The organism is Rhodococcus cercidiphylli (assembly GCF_033042225.1).
In the GTDB taxonomy this organism is placed as follows: Bacteria; Actinomycetota; Actinomycetes; order Mycobacteriales; family Mycobacteriaceae; genus Rhodococcoides.
Genome location: NZ_JAWLKE010000002.1, coordinates 582316 through 600964 on the forward strand (window position 1 = coordinate 582316; position 18649 = coordinate 600964).

The window sequence follows — 18649 nt, forward strand, 5'->3', positions numbered from 1 at the left end:
AAACTTCGTAGCCCACTACGAGGTTTCGCTCACGTGCGGCGAAGCCGCTCTCACAAGGTCTTCTCGAGCTCCTCCAACGTGTTCTCCAGATGCGTCAGCATGCGCTGCAGATGCGGCACACTGCGTCGGCATCCGATGAGACCGAAGTTCAACGAATCACCGTTGCTGGCGACGGTGATGTTGAGCGCCTGCCCGTCGGCCACGATCGACGCCGGGTAGATGCCGTCGAGTTTCGCACCGTTCCAGTACAGATCTTCCTTGGATCCGGGCACGTTCGAGATGATGACATTGAACGGCGGCGGCGTGTAGTCGACGAATCCCGGCACCGGACCGAACAGCAACGGGGCCATGGTGATTGCGCCGACGGTGAGCGCTTCGAGGAAGTTGAGTTCGCTCATCATCTGCTTGCCCTTGACGGTCGAATCCTTGATTCGCTCCAGCCGCAGAAGAGGATCGGATTCGTCCGTGGCCAGGTTGCAGAGGATGGTCGTCACCGAGTTCCCGGCGTCCTTGTCGTCCTCCTCCTTACGCAGCGAGACCGGCACCATCGCGATCAGCGGCTCTTCGGGGAGTGCGTTCTGATCGATGAGGTACGCCCGCAGCGCCCCGGCGCACATCGCGAGCACCATGTCGTTGAGCGTCGCATCCAGCGCCGTACCGACTGTGCGGATACGTTCGATCGACCAGCTCTCGGCGGCGAAGCGGCGCGCACCGCCGATGGGCACGTTGAACATGGTGCGCGGTGCCTGCAACGGCAGCTGCGCGCCCTCTTTCTTCAACGCGCGCATTCCGATTCGTGCCGTCGCCGGCGCGAAGTCGACCAGGTCTCCGACGATCTTGCGTCCCATCGAAAGCCCACTGCCCAGCTGAGCAAGTCGTCCCGGCTGCTCGACGGCGACCTGCTTCTTGCGCCTACCGAACAGCGACGGATCCCACGTTGCGACGCCGTTTCGATCGTCGGGATCCGTGGTGAGCGTGCGCTGCATCAGCTTCAGTGCGCTGACACCGTCGACCAGTGAGTGATGCACCTTGGTGTACAACGCAATTCGGCCGTCCGCCAGTCCCTCGATGATGTGCAGCTCCCACATCGGTCGGTAGCGATCGAGCGGTGCACTGTGATTGAGCGACAGAAACTGGAACAGCTCACGGATTCGGCCGGGAGCAGGCAGTACCGTACGGCGAACGTGGTACTCGAAGTCCACGTCCGGGTCGAAGGCCCAGGCCAGATTCCCCATGATCTGCACCGGCCGCGAAGGCCGCTTGCGGAAGAGCTCGTGCACCTCTCCGGTGGTGAACTTGCGGTGCACTTCCTCGGCGAAGTCGTGCGGATCACCGGGCGGGACGAACAACTCCAGACCGCCCACGTGCATCGGGTGCTCCCGTGACTCGGCGATCAGAAACACCGATTCGGTGATGGGCATGAGTGCCATGAGCTGTCCCTTTTCCATTTGTTTTCGGTCACGGTACGGCACCGAATGTGACTCAGAACACGACCTTACGTCCGGTCACGAAAAGCTACCCGCTATTGTCCGTTACCAGGGGTTCCAAATAGAGCGGGGTTCCGACGCACGGCGCACACGCGCCGCGCACCGACGACGGGGATGGAGGCGACGGCTATGAATCCGGCGCTCACCGTAGTGAAATCGACCGACCCAGCAGCCACCGCACGCCGACGCGACATCCGCGGCGCGAGCCTGCAGTCGCAGATTTTGTCGAAGTACCTGCAGTTCACGGTGCGTCCGTTCCTGACGGTCTGGGCCCAAACTCCGTCGCTTCCGTGGCCGATGGGGTTGGTCGACTATGCCGGACTGCTCGTCCCTCAGATCAGCGGGACCACCCGCAGCCGCGTCATGCTGGCCGAATGCGAGGCCGAATGGATCCGCGCCGAGGGCACCGGGTCCGATCGCGTGGTGCTCTACCTGCACGGCGGCGCATTCGTCTGCTGCGGTCTGCGCACCCACCGCCGGATGACCTCGCGCGTGTCCAAGAATGTCGACGGCTCGGTGCTGTCGGTGAACTACCGGATGATGCCGCGCAACCCGATCAGCCATGCCGTCGAGGACGGCGTCGACGCGTACCGCTTCCTGCTCGATTCCGGATACCGACCGGAGCAGATCGTCCTGGGTGGCGATTCGGCAGGCGGATACCTCGCGTTCATGGTCACCCTGGCGCTGCGCACCGTCGGTTTGCCCGCCCCTGCAGGGATCTTCACCATGTCACCGCTGACCGACATGGACCCCACCGGCAAGCTCGATCACGAGAACGCGTCGAAGTGTTCGGTCTTTCCGTCCAACGCCGTTCCCGCGCTGACCGCACTGGCCGATCGCGTCGACGCGCGCATCGTCGTCGACGGCGAACGGGGCCCGCGAGTCTCGCCCGTCGACGGTGATCTCACCGGCCTTCCGCCGGTGCTGATTCAGGTCGGTTCCACCGAAATGGTCTATGCCGACGCAGAACTCATGGCTCAGCGCCTCGCTGTCGCCGGAGTCGAGTGCGAACTCCAGGTGTACGAGGATCAGGTCCACGTGTTCCAAGCAGCCGACTTCGTCCCCGAGGCCCGCCGCGCGCTGCGAGCGATCGGCGAGTTCGCGCGGAACGTCAGCCCCCGCAGAGAAAGCTGAGATACCTTCTCCCCATGGCAGTCACAGCGAACAAGTCAGTCGACATCGACGCAGATGCATCGGCAATCCTCGAAGTTCTCGCCGACGTCGAGGGCATCCCCTCGTGGTCCCCGGTCCACAAGAAGTGTGAGGTCGTCGATCGTTTCGACGACGGCAAGCCACACCACGTCAAGATGCACGTCTCGATCATCGGCGTCAACGACGAGCAGCTCGTCGAGTACACGTGGTCCGAGAACGAGGTGTCGTGGACTCTCGTCGAGAGCACTCAGCAGAAGGCCCAGGACGGCCGATACACGTTGACGCCCAAGGGCAACAGCACTCACGTCGAGTTCGAGCTGACGGTCGATCCGAAGATCCCGCTACCCGGCTTCCTGGTGAAGAAGGGAACCAAGACGATCCTCGAAGCGGCCACCGAGGGCCTGCGTCAGCAAGTGGTGGGCTGACCCGCTACTGCTCTTTTCGAGCGGCGAGAACGGCCTCGTAGACCTCACGCTTGGAGACGCCGTCGACGGCGACCTGGGCGCAGGCGTCCTTCAACCGCATGCCCGACGCCACCAACGTCTCGACGTCGGCAACGAGATCTTCCGGCTCCTCGGCGACGGCGACGGCACCTTCGAGCACAACGGTGATCTCGCCGCGCACTCCGTTTCGCGACCATTCGAGCAGCTCGCCGAGGCCGCCGCGTCGGACCTCCTCGTAGGTCTTGGTGAGCTCTCGGCACACCGCGGCGCGACGGTCGGGACCGAGTACGTGGACGGCGTCCTCGAGGCACGCGACGAGGCGATGCGGTGCCTCGAAGAACACGATGGCGCGGGGTTCGGCGAGCACCGACCGGAAATAGGTACGACGCTGTCCCTGCTTACGTGGCGCGAACCCGTCGAAGCAGAACCGTTCGACGGGCAGGCCGGACAATGCGAGGGCGGTCGTCACTGCCGACGGACCCGGCAGACACGTCACCGGCAGATCGGCCTCGACGCAGGCCGCCACGAGACGGTAACCGGGATCGCTCACCGACGGCATCCCGGCGTCGGTCACCAGCAGCACCGTCTTGCCCTCGGCCACGGCCTCGACGAGAGCAGGAAGGCGGGCCGTCTCGACCTGATCGTAAAAACTGACGACCCTGCCCGTGATCGCCACGCCGAGAGACGAGGCGAGTTGTTTGGTGCGCCGGGTGTCCTCGGCGGCGACGATCTCGGCACTGCCGAGGGCATCACGCAGGCGCTGCGAGGCATCACCGACGTCGCCCATCGGGGTGGCGGCAAGGATGAGCATGCCTCCAGTGTCCCGCATGCGATACAGCGGCGTGTCGGGCACTGCCGAACAACGCCTACGATCGGTACGTGACCTTGCCGACCTCTGAGCGCTCCGGCGACCGGTCGATGGTCAGTCCCGGGCCCACCGTTGCCGCGCGCGACTGGTTCCACGACACCGATGCCCGACGCGGTTGGATCGTCACTGTCGTCATCACCGTCATCTGCGCGGTCACTCGCTTCACGATGTTGCGGTACCCCACCGACGCGGGAACTCCGGTCTTCGACGAGAAGCACTACGCCCCGCAGGGCTATCAGGTACTCACCGGCGGTGGGCTCGAAGACAATCCGGCGTACGGGCTGGTGGTGCATCCACCGGTCGGCAAGCAGTTGATCGCCGTCGGGGAAGCGTTGTTCGGCTACAACGGGTGGGGTTGGCGTTTCTCGTCGGCGGTCGCCGGAACCCTGTTGGTACTGCTGGTCATTCGGATCGTACGACGGCTCGCCCGATCGACACTCGTCGGTGCGATCGCCGGGATTCTGCTCACCGTCGACGGGGTGACGTTCGTCAGCAGCCGGATAGGCATGCTGGACATCTTTCTCGCTCTCTTCGTCACCGCTGCGCTCGGCTGCTTGGTCGTCGACCGCGACGACATGCGGCAGCGTCTGTCGAGAGTGCGCGCCGAAGGTCGAATGGATACCAGTGTCCTGGGGCCGCGAATGGGCGTGCGGTGGTGGAGATTCGGGGCCGGCGTGATGCTGGGTCTCGCCTGCGGCACCAAGTGGTCGGGCCTGTACTTCATCGCGTTCTTCGGATTGCTCAGTGTGGCATTCGATGTGGCGGCGCGGCGGTCGTACGGCGTCGCACGCCCGTGGCGGGGAACAGCGTTGCGCGACATCGGGCCTGCGCTGTACGCGCTGGTGGTCGTTCCGATTGCCGTGTATCTGATGACCTGGTGGGCGTGGTTCACCTCCGAGACCGGTGTCTATCGACACGAGGTCGGCAGTGGCGTCGGCGCAGGCGGTCCGTTCTCGTTCGTGCCCGACGCGCTGCGGTCCCTGTGGTTCTACAGCAGCAGCGTGCTGCAATTCCATGAGGGCCTGACCAATTCGGCCGGCAACCGCCACCCCTGGGAATCGAAGCCGTGGACCTGGCCGATGGGCCTGCGCCCGATGCTGTACTACTTCGCCGACGGCGAGAGTGTGTCCGGTTGCTCGGCGTCCTCGTGCGTGAAGGCGATCATGTTGATCGGCACGCCCGCGATGTGGTGGCTCGCACTGCCGATGCTCGCCTGGGTGATCTGGTCGGTGTTCGTCCGACGCGACTGGCGTTACGCCACAGTGCTCGTCGCGTACTCGGCAGCGCTACTGCCCTGGTTCACCACGCTCGACCGGCAGATGTACTACTTCTACGCAGTGGCGCTCGCACCGTTCATGGTGATGGGCTTCGCGTTGGTGCTGGGCGACATCATCGGCAAAGCCACCGCATCGGCCGAACGGCGAGGTACCGGACTACTGCTGGTGTCCTTGTACCTCGCCGTGGTGATAGCCAACTTCGTTTGGCTGTGGCCGATTCTCACCGCTATGCCGATCACGCCGGAGATGTGGCAGCAACAGTTGTGGCTGCCGAGCTGGCGCTGAGCGATTACGACAGCGGGAGTGGAGCCTGCGGAACGACCTGTGCGAGGCGGGAGTGGAGCCTGCGGAACGAACTGTGCGAGCCGGGAGTGGAGCCTGCGGAACGACCTAAGCAAGCAGCGCCGTCTTGCCCTTGGTGAGTCCGTCGATGCTGACGCGTCCGGCACCGAATGCGGCGAGCAGCAGCGCGCCGACGCCGAGAGCGACGACCAGTTCGTATCCGTTCTCCGTGGCGAAGACGCCGTTCTCGAAGTGGACGAAGACGGCAGCACCGAGCATGTTCAGGAACAACAGCAGGCCGGCGATGGGAGTGAAGATACCCAGTACGAGCGCACCGCCGCCGACGAGTTCGACGAACGTGGCGAAGTAGGCGGACGCTGTGGGCAGCGGGATGTTCATCATCTCGAAGCTCGCGGCGGTGCCGTCGAGTCCGTAGGTGTTGAGCTTCTGCCAGCCGTGGGCGATGAAAACGATACCCAGGCCGATTCGAGCTACGAGGGCAACGGCGTCGCGGACGACGGTGGAGTTCATGACACATCCTTCTGACAGGGCTATACGGGCAGCCCAACCCTGACAGAAGTAAGTTGAAGCGTCAACTCAGCGGCCGTTTGCCCCTTTGAGGGCAGATTCGAGGAACGAACGAGCCTGGTCGTCGTCCAGGCCGATGGACCGGACCGTCCTGACGAACTCCGTCGCCGCCCGGGCCGCGATGTCGCGCGACGGATCTCCGCCGGACGCGACGAACGAACCGGATCGGCCCCTCGTCTCGATGATCCCCTGCTGTTCGAGCTCCCGGTACGTCTTCGCGACCGTGTTCGGTGCGATCTTGAGTTCCTCGGCCAGACCCCGGACCGTCGGGATCTTGGTCCCGGCGATGAGATCGCCCGATCGCACCAGCCCCAGAATCTGCATTCGCAGTTGCTCGAACACCGGGGTGGTGTTCGACGAATCGATGTGTACGCGCACGGTCGATGCCCTATCCGAGCGCGTCGACTGCGTCGACGATAGAAGTCGGACCGGAGGTCAACATCAGCGTCTTGTGCACGGCCGAACCGGTGTCGAGCAACTGTGCGATCACCGCAGCGACATCGGCGCGCGTCACCTCGCCCGAGTCCAGCGGCGGCTCGGTGAGAGCCACCGAACCGGAGGGGTCCTCGTCCGTCAACTTGCCCGGACGCAGAATCGTCCAGTCCAGCCCACTCCTGGCCGAAACATTGTCTTCCGCAGCAGTTTCGCCTCGATGTACGCCTTCCAACCGGCGTCGAGATCCTCGGCGACCGGCTCTCCGGCACCGAACGAGCTGATCAGGACGTAGCGGCGAACACCGGCCTTCTCGGCCGCGTCGGCAAGCAGCACTGCGCCTGCGCGATCGACCGTATCCTTGCGCTCGGGGCCACTGTTGGGGCCTGCACCTGCCGCGAACACGACCGCGTCGGCATCTGCCAGCACTGCGGCCACCTCCTCGACCGAAGCCGATTCGAGATCGATCACCTGCGGCAGCGCGCCCAGCGCGGTGACGGCATCGACGTGGTCGCTGTTACGAATCAGCGACACCGCCCGGTCTCCGTGCGCTGTGAGCACCTGAGTCAGATGTTGGGCGATCTGGCCGTGGCCACCCGCGATGACAATGCGCTTGTCGGTCATATCGACTACTCCGTTCCTGGCGTGAATCTGTCGGGGTGGCTACCCGCGTGGCAGGATTGCAAACATGACCCGCTCGGCAACCGTCTACCACATCCGCGGTGCAACACCTCTCGCACAGCGCTGAAGATGATCGAAGAAGCCGGGGTGGTGCCGCGGGTGATCCGATACCTGGAGACGCCTCCCACCGAGGACGAACTGCGCACGCTTCTCGCCGACGCCGGCCTCGAACCGCGTCAGGCCATTCGAACTCGCGAGAGCATCTACAAGGAACTGGGACTCGCAGGCGCGGACGCCGACACGCTGATCGCGGCGATGGCCCAGCATCCGATTCTCATCGAGCGCCCGATCGTGGTGACCGACAAGGGCACCGTGCTCGCGCGCCCCGCCGACAAGGTGCAGTCGGTCCTGTAGAGCGCTACAACCTCTCGCGCGAGACCGGGCACGACATGCATCGGGGACCGCCGCGCCCCGAGCCCAATTCCGATCCGGAGATCCGCAACACCTCGATGCCCGACGCCTCGAGCCGTGCATTCGTTTCGACGTTGCGCTCGTACGCGACGACGACTCCCGGCGCGATGGCCAGCGTGTTGTTGCCGTCGTCCCATTGTTCACGCTCGGCGGTGACGTGGTCGAGTCCGGTATCGATCAACCGCAGCTTGCCGATGCCCATCGCATCGGCGGCCGCCTCGAGGAACGGGTCGGCACCGCGGATGGTGACCCCTGTGTCCTCACGGTGAATGGTGAACGCGGACAACGTGTCCTGAATCGCCGGGTACATCACCACCGCGTCGGTATCCACCATGGTGCACACCGTGTCCAGGTGCATCGACGCGCGCTCCTGCGCGATCGGCACCACCAGCACGCTGTGCGCCAGACCGTCCTCGAACAGGCTGCGCGCCAACGCTTCTGCGCCTGCGGGTGTAGTGCGCTCCCCTACTCCGACTGCCACCACACCCGGAGCCAGCAGCAGCACGTCGCCGCCTTCGACCGGAGCGGTCCGCGACTCGTACGCGCGCCGCACGCCGCGAAACATCGGATGGAATGCGTAGATCAGATCGGTCAGCGACGTCTCCCGCACACGGGCAGGCAAAGCCAGCGAGGTGATCGCCACTCGATCGTCTATCCAGAACGACGAGTCGCGGGTGAACAACAGGTTCGGCAGCGGATCGATGACGAAGTCCCCACCGTGATGCATTCGCCGAACCAGCGATGCCCCGATCGGTTGCGGCTCCCCCGTCTCCGCCTCGAGCAATTCGTCGAATGTCATGCCTGCCATCAGGATCTGCGCCAACTCGACCGCGGGCACACCCCGCAGATGTTGGGCCAGGTCCTCGGCGAGCGACCGGCCGAGCCGTCGGGCGTCGACAGCGGCGGAGACACCCTGCATTCGCGCTGCGCCGCTGACCGTCATCGCCTCGGTGAGAAGATCGCCGAGGAGCAATACCGTGACCCCGCGACCACGCAGGAGGTCGGCGAACGCGTCGTGCTCGTCCTGTGCCCGATCCACCCACGGCAGACCGTCGAACAGCAGCTGGTCGTTGTTTCGCGGCGTGAGGCGTCGAAGCTCGTCTCCCGGCCGGTGCAGCATGACGGTACGCAGCACCCCTACCTCGGAGTTGGCACCCAATGGGCCCGCAGCCGCATCGACACTCATGAACGAACGGTAAACCCATTCGTCTGCCGCCGCTGGGATCAGGACCTGAAGTATTGTCGAGGTCGTGCCGATGCCCGAGTGGAACGTTCGCGAATTGACCCCCGGCCAGCTGTCCGAGCGCAGCGGAGTCGCGGTCTCGGCGTTGCACTTCTACGAGAAACAGGGGCTGATCAGCAGCCGCCGCACCTCGGGTAACCAGCGCAGATTCCATCGCGAAACTCTCCGACGGGTTGCCTTCATCCGGATCTCGCAGAAGGTCGGGATCCCGCTGGTGAACATCCGTCAGGCGTTGAGCGAACTACCGGACGAGCGGACGCCGACGCGCGAGGACTGGGCCAGGCTCTCGACGCGGTGGCATCGCGAACTCGACTCTCGGATAGAGCAATTGATCCGGCTTCGCGACAACTTGACCGGGTGCATCGGGTGCGGTTGCCTGTCGTTGGCCGGCTGTGCTCTCGCCAATCCGCACGACGAGCTGTCCTACTCGGGGCCGGGTGCGCGCACGTTGGACGTCGAGTTCGACGAGCCCTCGACTCGCCGCGGCACGAGCAGTTTGGAGAACTGATCGTTCGCCTTCTGCAGCACGAACTCGTACGGCGGCGCGAACTTTCTGGCGACCCAGTACCCGAACCGGATGTCGTTGGAGGAGTAGACGAGGTACTTGCGCTTGGCGATTCCAGCGAGAATGGCATCGGCGACAACCGACGGTTCCACGGCACGCTTCTCGAATCGGTGTTGCAACTTCTGTACGCGCGGATCGTCGCGATCGACGCCTGCTATCTGCAGCGTCTGCACCAGTCCGGTCTTGACCCCACCGGGCACCACCAGGCTGACGCCGATTCCATGGCGCTTGAGGTCGTACTTGAGCACCTCCGACACCCCGCGCAGGCCGTACTTGCTGGCGCTGTACGCAGCGTGCCACGGCAGGGGAATCAATCCGGCCGCGGACGAGACGTTGACCAGATGGCCACCGCGTCCGGCCTCGATCATGGGAGGCAAGAACTTCTCGATGATGTGAATCGGACCCATCAGGTTGACGTCGATCATCGACTTCCAGTGCCGGTGCTCGAGATTCTCGACGGTTCCCCACGCCGAGATACCAGCGACGTTCATCACGACGTCCAGGCTGCCGAACTCGGCGTGGATATCGTCCGCGAACGCGGTGACGGCCTCGAAATCGGACACGTCGAAGGGCAGCGAGTGGCTGACGGTACCGCCCGCACGACCGACCAGGTCCACCGTCTCCGCCAAACCGGTGCCGTTGATATCGGTGAGGAAGAGCTCGGCTCCCACACCCGCAGCAGCGATGGCCGTTGCACGGCCGATTCCGCTACCTGCTCCAGTGATCAACGTCTTCTTGCCGCGCAGATCGTATGTAGCCATCGAAGCTTGTATCCCCCAGCGGTTGCCACGTGTCAGTTCGATTTCGACCCTACGCGGTGACGACCGGGAGGGTCGTCACAATCTTTGCGACATCTCGTCTCGGTAATCGGCGATGGTGCGCTCGATGCGCGCAGCATCGTCATCGGTGCCTTGTTTGCGTGCGTCGTCCGCACGCTGCTGCAGGGTGCCGATCGCCTTCCGGAGCTCGTTGTCCGACATCCGTGGTCTCTGCACAGTGTGTTCCATGTCACACAGTGTGCCCGGCAAACCGGAGTGCGGCAAGCACACCGAGATCACGACATTCTCAGACGGTGACAGATCCCGACGTGATGTTCTCGCGGACGAAACTGGACAGACTCCGCGCCGCGAATTCGCGGAAGTATGCGAGTTTGTCGGCGGGCACCAGCGAGGGAAGGACCGTGTTCCAGACCCTCTCCATACGTGAGGGGGCATCCCCGAGGCGCGACTGCGCCTCGGAGACCATCAGGACTCCGGCGAGCATCTCGCACACCAGCAACGCCGCGTTGCCCGCGTCCAGATGGTCGGCGACGTCACCGTGCTCGATGGCCCGCTCGAAGAGATGCTCGAAGATGTTTCCCCAGGTGCCGAAGACACTGCCTCGGGCGGTGTCGGATCCGTCGATCTCCATCTGCAACCGGTACATGACGCGAACCAACGGGTCCGATGCCGCCAGTTCCAGTACCGAATACGAGATTCCGATGACGGACTCGAGAGCCGGGCTGCGACTGTCGACCAAGCCGGCGCACGCAGTGGACACGCGCTCGTGACCTTCGTCGACGATCGCCCGGGCCAGTTCTTCCTTGGACGCGAAATGGAAGTACAGCGCACCCTTGGTCACACCGGACTGCGCTGACACCTGACTCAGCGTGGCATTTGCGTGCCCGACCTCGAGAAAGAGGTCTGCTGCAGCGCGCAGTGCGGCCGCACGTGTGGCTTCTGCCCTGAGTTGTCGCACCATGTTGGAACACCCCTGCTCTGTCGACCTTGCAATGACATCGACGCTCTGTACGCGCTGGCCATCCGTCGGCCGATCGAGGTGAACTGGAATTCACTTCGCCATATCGGACTGTCAGCGCTCGCCTATAGTAACCGGTTCGGTGGCGACTTTGTGATTCGAAAGTGACAATTGCATGAAGAACGGCTCGTTTACAAAACGATTGAAATGAAAAGTTCCACTTCTCCAGCATTCGTAACGACTTCGACTTCCTCTTTGTAGGCGCGAAATATCGATCCGGACATAACGCACTCGTCGACCTGAGCCCACACGTCCTCGATTGGATCCGCCAGAGCGCCGCTGGGCACGAACACTGCGAACACGCCGGTCGGTACCGAGACGAACACATCCCCGACGGCGACGTCCCCGGGCGAGTCCACCGAGACGGCGACCACGGCATTGACGGTGCCGTGCGGATCCGGGACGTACACCGTGCTCACCTGGGTTGCGTCGATATGCTTCTCGCGCACCCGATCTCGTAGGAATCGCATCCACTCGCTGCCACTCGATTCCGCGCCGGGCTCCACGCGCGGAGCCACCAACCCACTGAACAGCTCTGCGCTGCGTGCCGTGACGCGGAAGGTCATCACGAACCGCCGGGCGTAGTGATCGCCAGATAGAGGTCGATCTTGTACGCGTGCGGATAGCACTCGTAATCGCCGGTGAACGATCGCACGATATCGCCCTGCTCTTCGGCATGATCGATCTGAGTCCACAATCGGGTGAGAACCTCGGGGAAATACCCCACCGCAGAAAAACGCGCATATTTCGCCGCGGGCACTTTCGCAACCAGATGTCCGCGCGCGACTTGACCGAGCGAAGAACACAGATAACCGACTACCTGCGTATTGTAAGAGCCGATACCGGGGGCGAAGTCGGTGTAAATGGAAGCGAGCGGACCGGAGGTCTCCTGATTGAGAACTGCGGACCACGCTTGATCGAGTGCCGGGTCGTTGAGGCGTCCCAGCGCCCGTTTGGGGCTGCGAACGGGAAGACCCGCGACCCACGTTTCAGCGAGGTCGACGATCTCGAACGACATTCACACTCCGTAGAGAAGTTGCAGGGGCAGATCCTGTGCTCGGAACCGGCCCGTTCACAATATCGCCCGTCAATCTACCGGCGCGACTGGTAGGTGGATCGTCAATCGATCAACCATACTTCGCACCCGTTTCGATCGCCGCAACAGCTGTCGCCGACGGTTCCTCCTCCCGAGATCACGAGGTGGCGTCGGAGCGCCCCGACTGCCCTACCTCGTCGTACGTCCTGTCGTGCACACTCGATTTCAGCACCGGTAACTCGACCCGTGCCTGCACCTGTCGAATACCCGAAACACGAAAACCGGTACGGACCGTCGATCCCTCGAAAGACCCGTTTCCGTGGCCTTGCATTCCCTTGCGACAAACGGATGAATTGTCTACGAATTCATTTTCCGCGCGCCGCGGCAGCATAACTCTCGTCGCGAATACCTGACAGATCGCGCATGGATGTATCGCCCGCTCAGGAATGCGAGACCGGGAGAATCCGAGATTCGCACGAGGACAGAATTCGTGTCAGTGGCCAATGCGCCGTGTGCAGAACCAGGTCCGAGATCAGCAATCTGCGCAACCAACCACCGGCCAGCCCATGATGGGCCCATGTGCGATACGAGCTCTGGACGTAGTGCCGGTATTCGAGCGGCGGAGTCAGTAGCCGACGCCCGGACACCTTCACGCGCATGGGCTCGATCTCCGCGATCCGCAGACCGACCTTGTTCAGACACAGCGACAGATCGATGTCCTCGTGCAGGTCGGTACGCAGGCTCGTGCGACCGCGAACGGCTTCCCACGCGGATCTGCGGACAGCGAAATTGTTGCCCGATGCGGCAGAAACCCACCGCTCGGAGGGCCTGTTTCGCACGGAACGGTCGACGAACGCCCGGTACGGTCGCGCCCACGGGGAGTCGTAGAGGTAGATCGGCCCGGTGACTGCGACATAGTCGAGTCGCCGATCGAAGAAGTCGAGTACCGAGTCGACCCAGCCGGCCTCGACTCGGGTATCGGCGTCGATGCGGCCGATGATCGATCCGCAGGCGTGATCGAAACCGGCGTTGCGTGCGTGCACGACGCCACGCTCGGACTCCCTCAGCAGAATCACCTGCGGAAATCGCCGCGCGTATTCTTCGACGATGACTGCGGTGTCGTCGGTCGAATTGTTGTCGACGACAATGATTTCGTGAATGCGTTCGCGCTGAACGAGCAATGCATCCAGGCATTCGCGCATGTGAGCCGACTCGTCGAACGCAGGCACAACAATGGAGAGAGTATTCACAACGCCAACCCCCGACACATTTTTGGCAATCGTGTAGCTCGACACCCTTACACGGTGAACGCATTCGATTTCGAGCCGCGGACGTTCACGATGCTACATCATTACTTCAAGAAAAGAACCCGTCGAATTATTCGGACTTTATGAATCAGAATTCAGAATTCGGAAGAAGTATCAATCTCTGCATTGCCTCCCGATCACGAAAATCGGCGTTGTCCCCGATCCACTGCTCCGCTGCGGGAAGGTCGTTCAACTCTCGGCGACGGCGCGCCGGAGACCCGACGTACACACCGTCCGGTTCACAATCTTGCGTCACCAGCGAGTTCGCCCCGATGATGCATCCGGCACCGATGTGCACGCCCGGCATGACGACCACGCCGGACCCGATCCACGCTCCTGGACCGATCACCACCGACTCTCCTCGCAATGCGCCTGCTCGATGATGCGACGGCCCGGTCTCGTGAGTACTGGTGAGGATGCGAACGTGATCCGCGATGAAGACGTGATCACCGATCACGATGTCGGCGACGGTGTCGAAGTAGCAGCCGAAGTTCACGAACACACCGGTGCCCATCCGAACCGATGCGCGTCCCTGAATCATGGAACCGCCGTACATCAGGCACGGACCGGTTGTCCGCAGCCCCGCAGGCCGCAGAACGGATGCGCGCAGCACCGCAGGTAGCAACGGCACGTTCGCCAACGAGACGATGGTTGCCTGACGCATCTGAAACAGTGCCCAGCGGACGTCCGACGGGTTGCGCATCCAACCGCGGATACGCGAGTCGGCCGTCACGCGGCGGCTCGCATCCGTTCGTCGGACTCGGCACGATCGTCGACCGGTAGAGCACGGCACGGCACTGCTGCGAACAGTCGCGAGATCGGCCACCGCAGTGTGTGCATCAGCCAATCCATGGTCACGATGCGACCGAGTTTGCGCGATGCGAGACCGTGCGCCTGGTACGAGCGATACCCCGCCAACGCGTAGTGGACGTATTTCACCGGCGATGTCGTCGCGCGCCTACCGGACACTGCGGCCTTCATCCACCCGTTCTGGGCGACAGGCAGATGCTCGGCGGCCAGGCACAGGCACAGGTCGATGTCTTCGTGGACGCAGGTTCGTTCACTGACCGCACCGCGAACCGTGCGCCAGGCGGATGCGCGGATCGCGAAGTTGTTGCCCGATACCGCCAGGGCCGAGCGCACCGACGGCTCACGCCGTTCGGCGCGCGAGTGCATCCACGCCAGAGGTCGAGCCCAGGGTGATTCGTACAGGAACGTCCGGCCACCCGTGGCAGCGACGGTGGCGTGCTCGTCGAAGAAATCGACGACCGAGCGCGCCCACCCGGGTCGAACACGGGTATCGGCGTCGATTCGACCGATGATCGACGAGTCGACCAGGTCGAATCCGGTATTGCGAGCATGGACAACGCCGCGATTGGGCTCGTGCACCAACACGACCTTGTTCGTCATCGCGCGAATGTCGTTCACCAGCTCGAGCGTGCCGTCGGTCGACCCGTTGTCCACGACGACGATGCGGTCGATATCGTCGCCCTGATCGAGTAGCAACGTCAAGCATTCGCCCAGATGATCGACCTCGTCGAGCACCGGAATTACCACGCTCAGAGTGTTCATTTCGATCCCCTGACAAATATCGACAATCCAATTCTGCACAGCAACGTCTTCGAACCTACCACATGTTCCGGTAATTGCCTAAAGCTGTCCGAATTGCATATCCGCAGCTCACCGCCCTGAAAGATTCCCGAAGTCGAGTCGCGCCGCCCCAAGCAATCGAATCGCAGGTTTCGCGTGGCAATTCTGCAATCGGGGTTTATCGGGTCGCGACTTCGAGAATCGAATCCCGAACCGACCACCTAGTTCGGTCGATCCAAATGCATTCAGAATTCACTTGGCGGTCACATTCGCTCCGCCGTTGCCGGACAACAAAAAACCGCCACTCGCAATGAGTGACGGTTTTCGTAACGGTGGAGCTGAGGGGAATCGAACCCCTGACCTTCTCGATGCGAACGAGACGCGCTACCAACTGCGCCACAGCCCCTTTGCCGTCATGCCGACCGGCTGGGTAACTCTAGCAAAGCCGCTCCGGGCGGTAGCTACGCGCCCTGGGCTCTGCGCATGTCCCGGTCCTCGTCACGACGTGCCTGGAACGGCTCCTCGTAGTGATCGAGATGCTCGAATTCGGGATCCTCGTCATCGATCTCGAGTACCACCGCGCCGGGGCGACGCAATCGTTGCGGGACGAGCTCGAGCTCGTCGTCGGTTTCCGATTCCACGCCCAGACGGGATCGGCCCATCCGGGTGAGCCGACGGCGGCGTACCTCTTCCTCGATCTGCACCTGACGACGCAAGTAGTACAGGTAACCGACGAGGACGGCGACGGACAGTCCACACAGCCACCAGACCGTCGGGGAGATGATGAAGGCCAGGGCGGCGGTGGTGATCGCCGCGAACACCAGCCCCAGCACTGCGCGCTGCCGAAATGCGTATCGCGCGGCCCGGGCGATCGCGTCGGCCTCGGGATCGAAGCCGCCGCGACCGCGTCGGCGAGGGACGAAATCGTCGTCGACGACACCGGGTTCGTGCGCGGGCGAGCTTCCACGCGGTGCATCCGTGTCCGGTGCCTCGCGATCGAGGTCGCTGTCTGCTGCGTGAGTGTCCATCGGGTCCTCCGCGGTACCGGGTAGATCGGGTGAGTCTGGACGAACAGTCGCAATCGTGGGACCGAAGATCTCGCGGGCCGGCGCGGAGACTCGCAGGTCGTCCTCCGGTCGCCAGTCGGGATCACTGCGGTGCCCGGTCGCGGGGCCGCGCTGCTTTCGCTTCGTGCCACCCCGATGCAGCACGCGCGTGGCGAGCGCAGCGTCCGTGGTCTGCATGATCTGCGGACGCTTGGTCATCAGCATGGGCAGAAGAACGAAGAGCCAGACGGCAACGAGACCGATCCAGATGATCGAGTTCGGCATCGGCGTTGTTCTCCTCCCTTGGGCGACGGCGACAGTGAAAGACGTCCTCAGGCTATGCGGAGGAGGTACGAGAACGATGCAGACGCGCCGACCCGAATTACACTCCTGTCACTTTGACAACATCAGACGCGGTCGGCCGTCAGGCCCACGCAGCCCGGCCCGCGCGAACCAACCGATCGACGACGGTTCCCTGCACCTCACCCGAGGTGATCGCGACGAGCTTGTGATCGCGCCATTCGCCGTCGACGTCGAGGTACTTGTAGAGCAGTCCCTCTTCGCGAAAGCCGACGTTGCGCAGCACTGCTTGGCTGGCCAGGTTCTCCGGCCGCACCGTCGCCTCGACGCGATGGAGTCCGACCGGGCCGAAGCAGTGATCGAGACCGAGTGCCAGCGCCGCGGTGGCCACACCCTTGCCGTTGACCTCCTTGGAGACCCAGTACCCGATCCAGGCCGAACGCAGTGCGCCCCGCACGATGTTTCCGGTGGTGATCTGGCCACAGAATTCGCCGTCGACTTCGATGACCATCGGCAGCATGTGTCCCTTGCGCGCCTCGGACTTCAGGCCAGAGCATAAGGTCGGCCACGAGGAGATGTGGTGTCGCGAATTCCAGCTGCCCTCGCCACTGGGCTCCCAGGGTTCGAGGTGGGCGCGATCCGCAGTACGAATCCGACTCCACGCGGCCGCGTCGCGCATCCGTACCGGCCGCAACGTGACAGTTCCGCCAGCCACTCGCACTGGACCCAATTTCGCCGGCCAACCTGGGTGGCTCGACCACGTTCGCGGCATCCGTCGATCGTATGCGCTGCGCGCAAGTGAGCGGAAACTCGTAGCAGAAGTCGAGGCGGGAGTGGAGCCTGCGGAACGACCGGCAGGCCCCGCGCTCACATGGCATCAGCCTCGCTGAGCGAGGAACGAGACCTTCACTTCTTCGCCGGTTCGGATTTCGGTGACCTCGGGATCGATGACGACCAGGCAATTCGCCTCGGCGAGCGTGGCCAACAGATGCGAGGACGATCCGGGTGCACCGCCGAGGGCCTGAACCAGGTATTCACCGGTTCCCTCGTCGCGCATGAGCTGGCCGCGGAGAAATCCCTTGCGATCCTCGATCGAGGTGATCGGCGCGACGGTTCGGGCGGTCACGGTCCGTCGCATCGGCTGCCGTCGGCCCAGAGCGATGCGAATCAGCGGACGGACCATCACCTCGAACACCACCAGCGCGCTGACGGGATTGGCCGGCAACAGGAAGGTGGGTACTTCGTCGCGTCCGAGTTGACCGAACCCCTGAACGGAGCCGGGGTGCATGGCAACTCGCTCCACTTCCATGTCACCGAGTTCGCCGAGCGCCTCACGCACACCGTCCGATGCGCCGCCGCCCACCGCTCCGGCGATGACCACGATCTCGGAGCGGATCAACTGACCCTCGACCACTTCACGCAGACGCTTGGGATCGGTACTGACGATCCCGACGCGGTTGACGTCGGCTCCGGCGTCGCGCGCCGCGGCGGCCAGCGCATAGGAGTTGACGTCGTACACCTGACCGGGCCCGGGGGTCCGATCGGTGTCGACCAGCTCGCCGCCGACGGAGATGACAGAGAGCCGCGGCCGCGGATGCACCAGCACCTTGTCGCGTCCGACGGCTGCGAGCAGTCCCACCTGAGCTGCGCCGATGATCGTGCCTGCGCGCACCGCCACGTCACCGGGCTGCACGTCGTCGCCGATCTTTCGGACGTAGTCGCCCGAGCGCACCGGACGGAACACCTTGACGCGGGCGCGACCGCTGTCGGTTCGATCCAACGGCAACACCGCGTCGGCCAAGGTGGGCAGCGGTGCGCCGGTGTCGACTCGCACAGCCTGACGTGGCTGCAACCGGATGGGTTGACGCGATCCGGCGGACACCTCGCCGACGACGGGAAGCGTGAGGTCGATGCGTTCGTCGTCCTCGTTGCGCAGGTCGGTGCCCGCGGCCGCCACATCGACGCTCCGCACCGCGTAGCCGTCGATGGCTGCCTGGTCGAAACCGGGAAGGGGACGCTCGGTGACCACTTCTTCTGCACACAGCAGGCCCTGTGCTTCCGAGATGGCGACCCGAACAGGCCGTGGAGCCACCGCCGCGGCGGTCACCCTGGTCTGCTGATCTTCGACCGAGCGCATCTGGCCC

The 18649-nt window shown here is 63.8% G+C and carries 20 protein-coding genes, 1 tRNA gene and 2 pseudogenes; 5 read left to right on the forward strand and 18 right to left on the reverse strand.

All coding sequences use genetic code 11. From position 1 onward, the window contains the following. Positions 1-50 precede the first annotated feature (50 nt). A complete protein-coding gene (locus R3P95_RS06330; protein ID WP_317547721.1) occupies positions 51-1430 on the reverse strand; it encodes a WS/DGAT/MGAT family O-acyltransferase in 1380 nt (459 codons plus the stop codon). 171 nt (positions 1431-1601) lie between these two features. On the opposite strand from R3P95_RS06330, the gene R3P95_RS06335 reads away from it, so the two are divergent. Together R3P95_RS06335 and R3P95_RS06340 are read left to right on the forward strand one after the other, a co-directional pair. Further along, entirely contained in the window at positions 1602-2621 is a 1020-nt protein-coding gene (locus R3P95_RS06335; protein ID WP_394855391.1) for an alpha/beta hydrolase, read from the forward strand. A gap of 14 nt (positions 2622-2635) precedes the next feature. Beyond that, positions 2636-3064, forward strand: coding sequence for an SRPBCC family protein (locus tag R3P95_RS06340; protein ID WP_317547723.1), 429 nt, complete (start codon positions 2636-2638; stop codon positions 3062-3064). Positions 3065-3068: 4 nt separating this feature from the next. Here R3P95_RS06340 and rsmI read toward each other — a convergent pair whose 3' ends face one another. Then, positions 3069-3893, reverse strand: a complete 825-nt coding sequence (gene rsmI / locus R3P95_RS06345) for a 16S rRNA (cytidine(1402)-2'-O)-methyltransferase (protein WP_317547724.1) — start codon at positions 3891-3893, stop codon at positions 3069-3071. 107 nt (positions 3894-4000) lie between these two features. On the opposite strand from rsmI, the gene R3P95_RS06350 reads away from it, so the two are divergent. Further along, positions 4001-5512, forward strand: coding sequence for a dolichyl-phosphate-mannose--protein mannosyltransferase (locus R3P95_RS06350; RefSeq protein WP_317547811.1), 1512 nt, complete (start codon positions 4001-4003; stop codon positions 5510-5512). A 105-nt stretch (positions 5513-5617) separates the two neighbouring features. Here R3P95_RS06350 and R3P95_RS06355 read toward each other — a convergent pair whose 3' ends face one another. The 3 genes and pseudogenes from R3P95_RS06355 to R3P95_RS06365 form a co-directional block, all read right to left on the reverse strand. After that, the gene (locus R3P95_RS06355; protein ID WP_094633127.1) at positions 5618-6040 is read right to left on the reverse strand and encodes a DoxX family protein; all 423 of its coding nucleotides are present in this window, start codon (positions 6038-6040) and stop codon (positions 5618-5620) included. A gap of 66 nt (positions 6041-6106) precedes the next feature. Next, on the reverse strand, positions 6107-6475 hold the full coding sequence (locus R3P95_RS06360) for a GntR family transcriptional regulator (RefSeq protein ID WP_317547726.1): 369 nt from the start codon (positions 6473-6475) through the stop codon (positions 6107-6109). 10 nt (positions 6476-6485) lie between these two features. Next, positions 6486-7153, reverse strand: a pseudogene (locus R3P95_RS06365) (NAD(P)H-binding protein). A 64-nt stretch (positions 7154-7217) separates the two neighbouring features. On the opposite strand from R3P95_RS06365, the pseudogene arsC reads away from it, so the two are divergent. After that, positions 7218-7564: pseudogene (gene arsC, locus R3P95_RS06370) on the forward strand (arsenate reductase (glutaredoxin)). 4 nt (positions 7565-7568) lie between these two features. On the opposite strand, the gene R3P95_RS06375 reads toward arsC, so the two are convergent. Beyond that, complete coding sequence (locus tag R3P95_RS06375; protein WP_317547727.1) at positions 7569-8807, reverse strand: arginine deiminase; 1239 nt, start codon at positions 8805-8807, stop codon at positions 7569-7571. A gap of 64 nt (positions 8808-8871) precedes the next feature. Here R3P95_RS06375 and soxR point away from each other — a divergent pair, with 64 nt between their 5' ends. Further along, on the forward strand, positions 8872-9372 hold the full coding sequence (soxR, locus tag R3P95_RS06380) for a redox-sensitive transcriptional activator SoxR (RefSeq protein WP_317547728.1): 501 nt from the start codon (positions 8872-8874) through the stop codon (positions 9370-9372). Here soxR and R3P95_RS06385 read toward each other — a convergent pair. The 12 genes from R3P95_RS06385 to glp all read right to left on the reverse strand — a co-directional run bounded on the left by R3P95_RS06385 (position 9288) and on the right by glp (position 18642). After that, complete coding sequence (locus R3P95_RS06385) at positions 9288-10190, reverse strand: SDR family oxidoreductase (RefSeq protein ID WP_317547730.1); 903 nt, start codon at positions 10188-10190, stop codon at positions 9288-9290. The two genes, soxR and R3P95_RS06385, sit on opposite strands and share 85 nt — an antisense overlap. 75 nt (positions 10191-10265) lie before the next feature. Next, on the reverse strand, positions 10266-10436 hold the full coding sequence (locus tag R3P95_RS06390; RefSeq protein ID WP_317547731.1) for a hypothetical protein: 171 nt from the start codon (positions 10434-10436) through the stop codon (positions 10266-10268). A gap of 58 nt (positions 10437-10494) precedes the next feature. Next, on the reverse strand, positions 10495-11169 hold the full coding sequence (locus tag R3P95_RS06395) for a ScbR family autoregulator-binding transcription factor (protein WP_317547732.1): 675 nt from the start codon (positions 11167-11169) through the stop codon (positions 10495-10497). Positions 11170-11357: 188 nt separating this feature from the next. Beyond that, positions 11358-11792: an effector binding domain-containing protein gene (locus R3P95_RS06400; protein WP_269594642.1), complete on the reverse strand. Its 435-nt coding sequence runs from the start codon at positions 11790-11792 to the stop codon at positions 11358-11360. Further along, positions 11792-12244, reverse strand: a complete 453-nt coding sequence (locus R3P95_RS06405) for a GyrI-like domain-containing protein (RefSeq protein ID WP_269594641.1) — start codon at positions 12242-12244, stop codon at positions 11792-11794. The genes R3P95_RS06400 and R3P95_RS06405 overlap by 1 nt, the downstream gene beginning before the upstream one ends. A gap of 458 nt (positions 12245-12702) precedes the next feature. Beyond that, positions 12703-13512, reverse strand: a complete 810-nt coding sequence (locus tag R3P95_RS06410) for a glycosyltransferase family 2 protein (protein ID WP_269594640.1) — start codon at positions 13510-13512, stop codon at positions 12703-12705. Positions 13513-13657: 145 nt separating this feature from the next. Continuing rightward, positions 13658-14302, reverse strand: coding sequence for an acyltransferase (locus R3P95_RS06415; RefSeq protein WP_269594639.1), 645 nt, complete (start codon positions 14300-14302; stop codon positions 13658-13660). Beyond that, on the reverse strand, positions 14299-15141 hold the full coding sequence (locus R3P95_RS06420) for a glycosyltransferase family 2 protein (protein WP_269594638.1): 843 nt from the start codon (positions 15139-15141) through the stop codon (positions 14299-14301). The genes R3P95_RS06415 and R3P95_RS06420 overlap by 4 nt, the downstream gene beginning before the upstream one ends. A gap of 351 nt (positions 15142-15492) precedes the next feature. Continuing rightward, positions 15493-15565 (reverse strand) — tRNA-Ala (locus tag R3P95_RS06425). Positions 15566-15620: 55 nt separating this feature from the next. Further along, positions 15621-16490 (reverse strand): divisome protein SepX/GlpR, encoded by an 870-nt coding sequence (gene sepX / locus R3P95_RS06430; RefSeq protein WP_269594637.1) that lies wholly within the window; start codon positions 16488-16490, stop codon positions 15621-15623. A gap of 139 nt (positions 16491-16629) precedes the next feature. Then, positions 16630-17277, reverse strand: a complete 648-nt coding sequence (locus R3P95_RS06435; protein ID WP_068049757.1) for a GNAT family N-acetyltransferase — start codon at positions 17275-17277, stop codon at positions 16630-16632. A 105-nt stretch (positions 17278-17382) separates the two neighbouring features. After that, complete coding sequence (gene glp, locus R3P95_RS06440) at positions 17383-18642, reverse strand: molybdotransferase-like divisome protein Glp (RefSeq protein ID WP_032395737.1); 1260 nt, start codon at positions 18640-18642, stop codon at positions 17383-17385. Positions 18643-18649 lie beyond the last annotated feature (7 nt).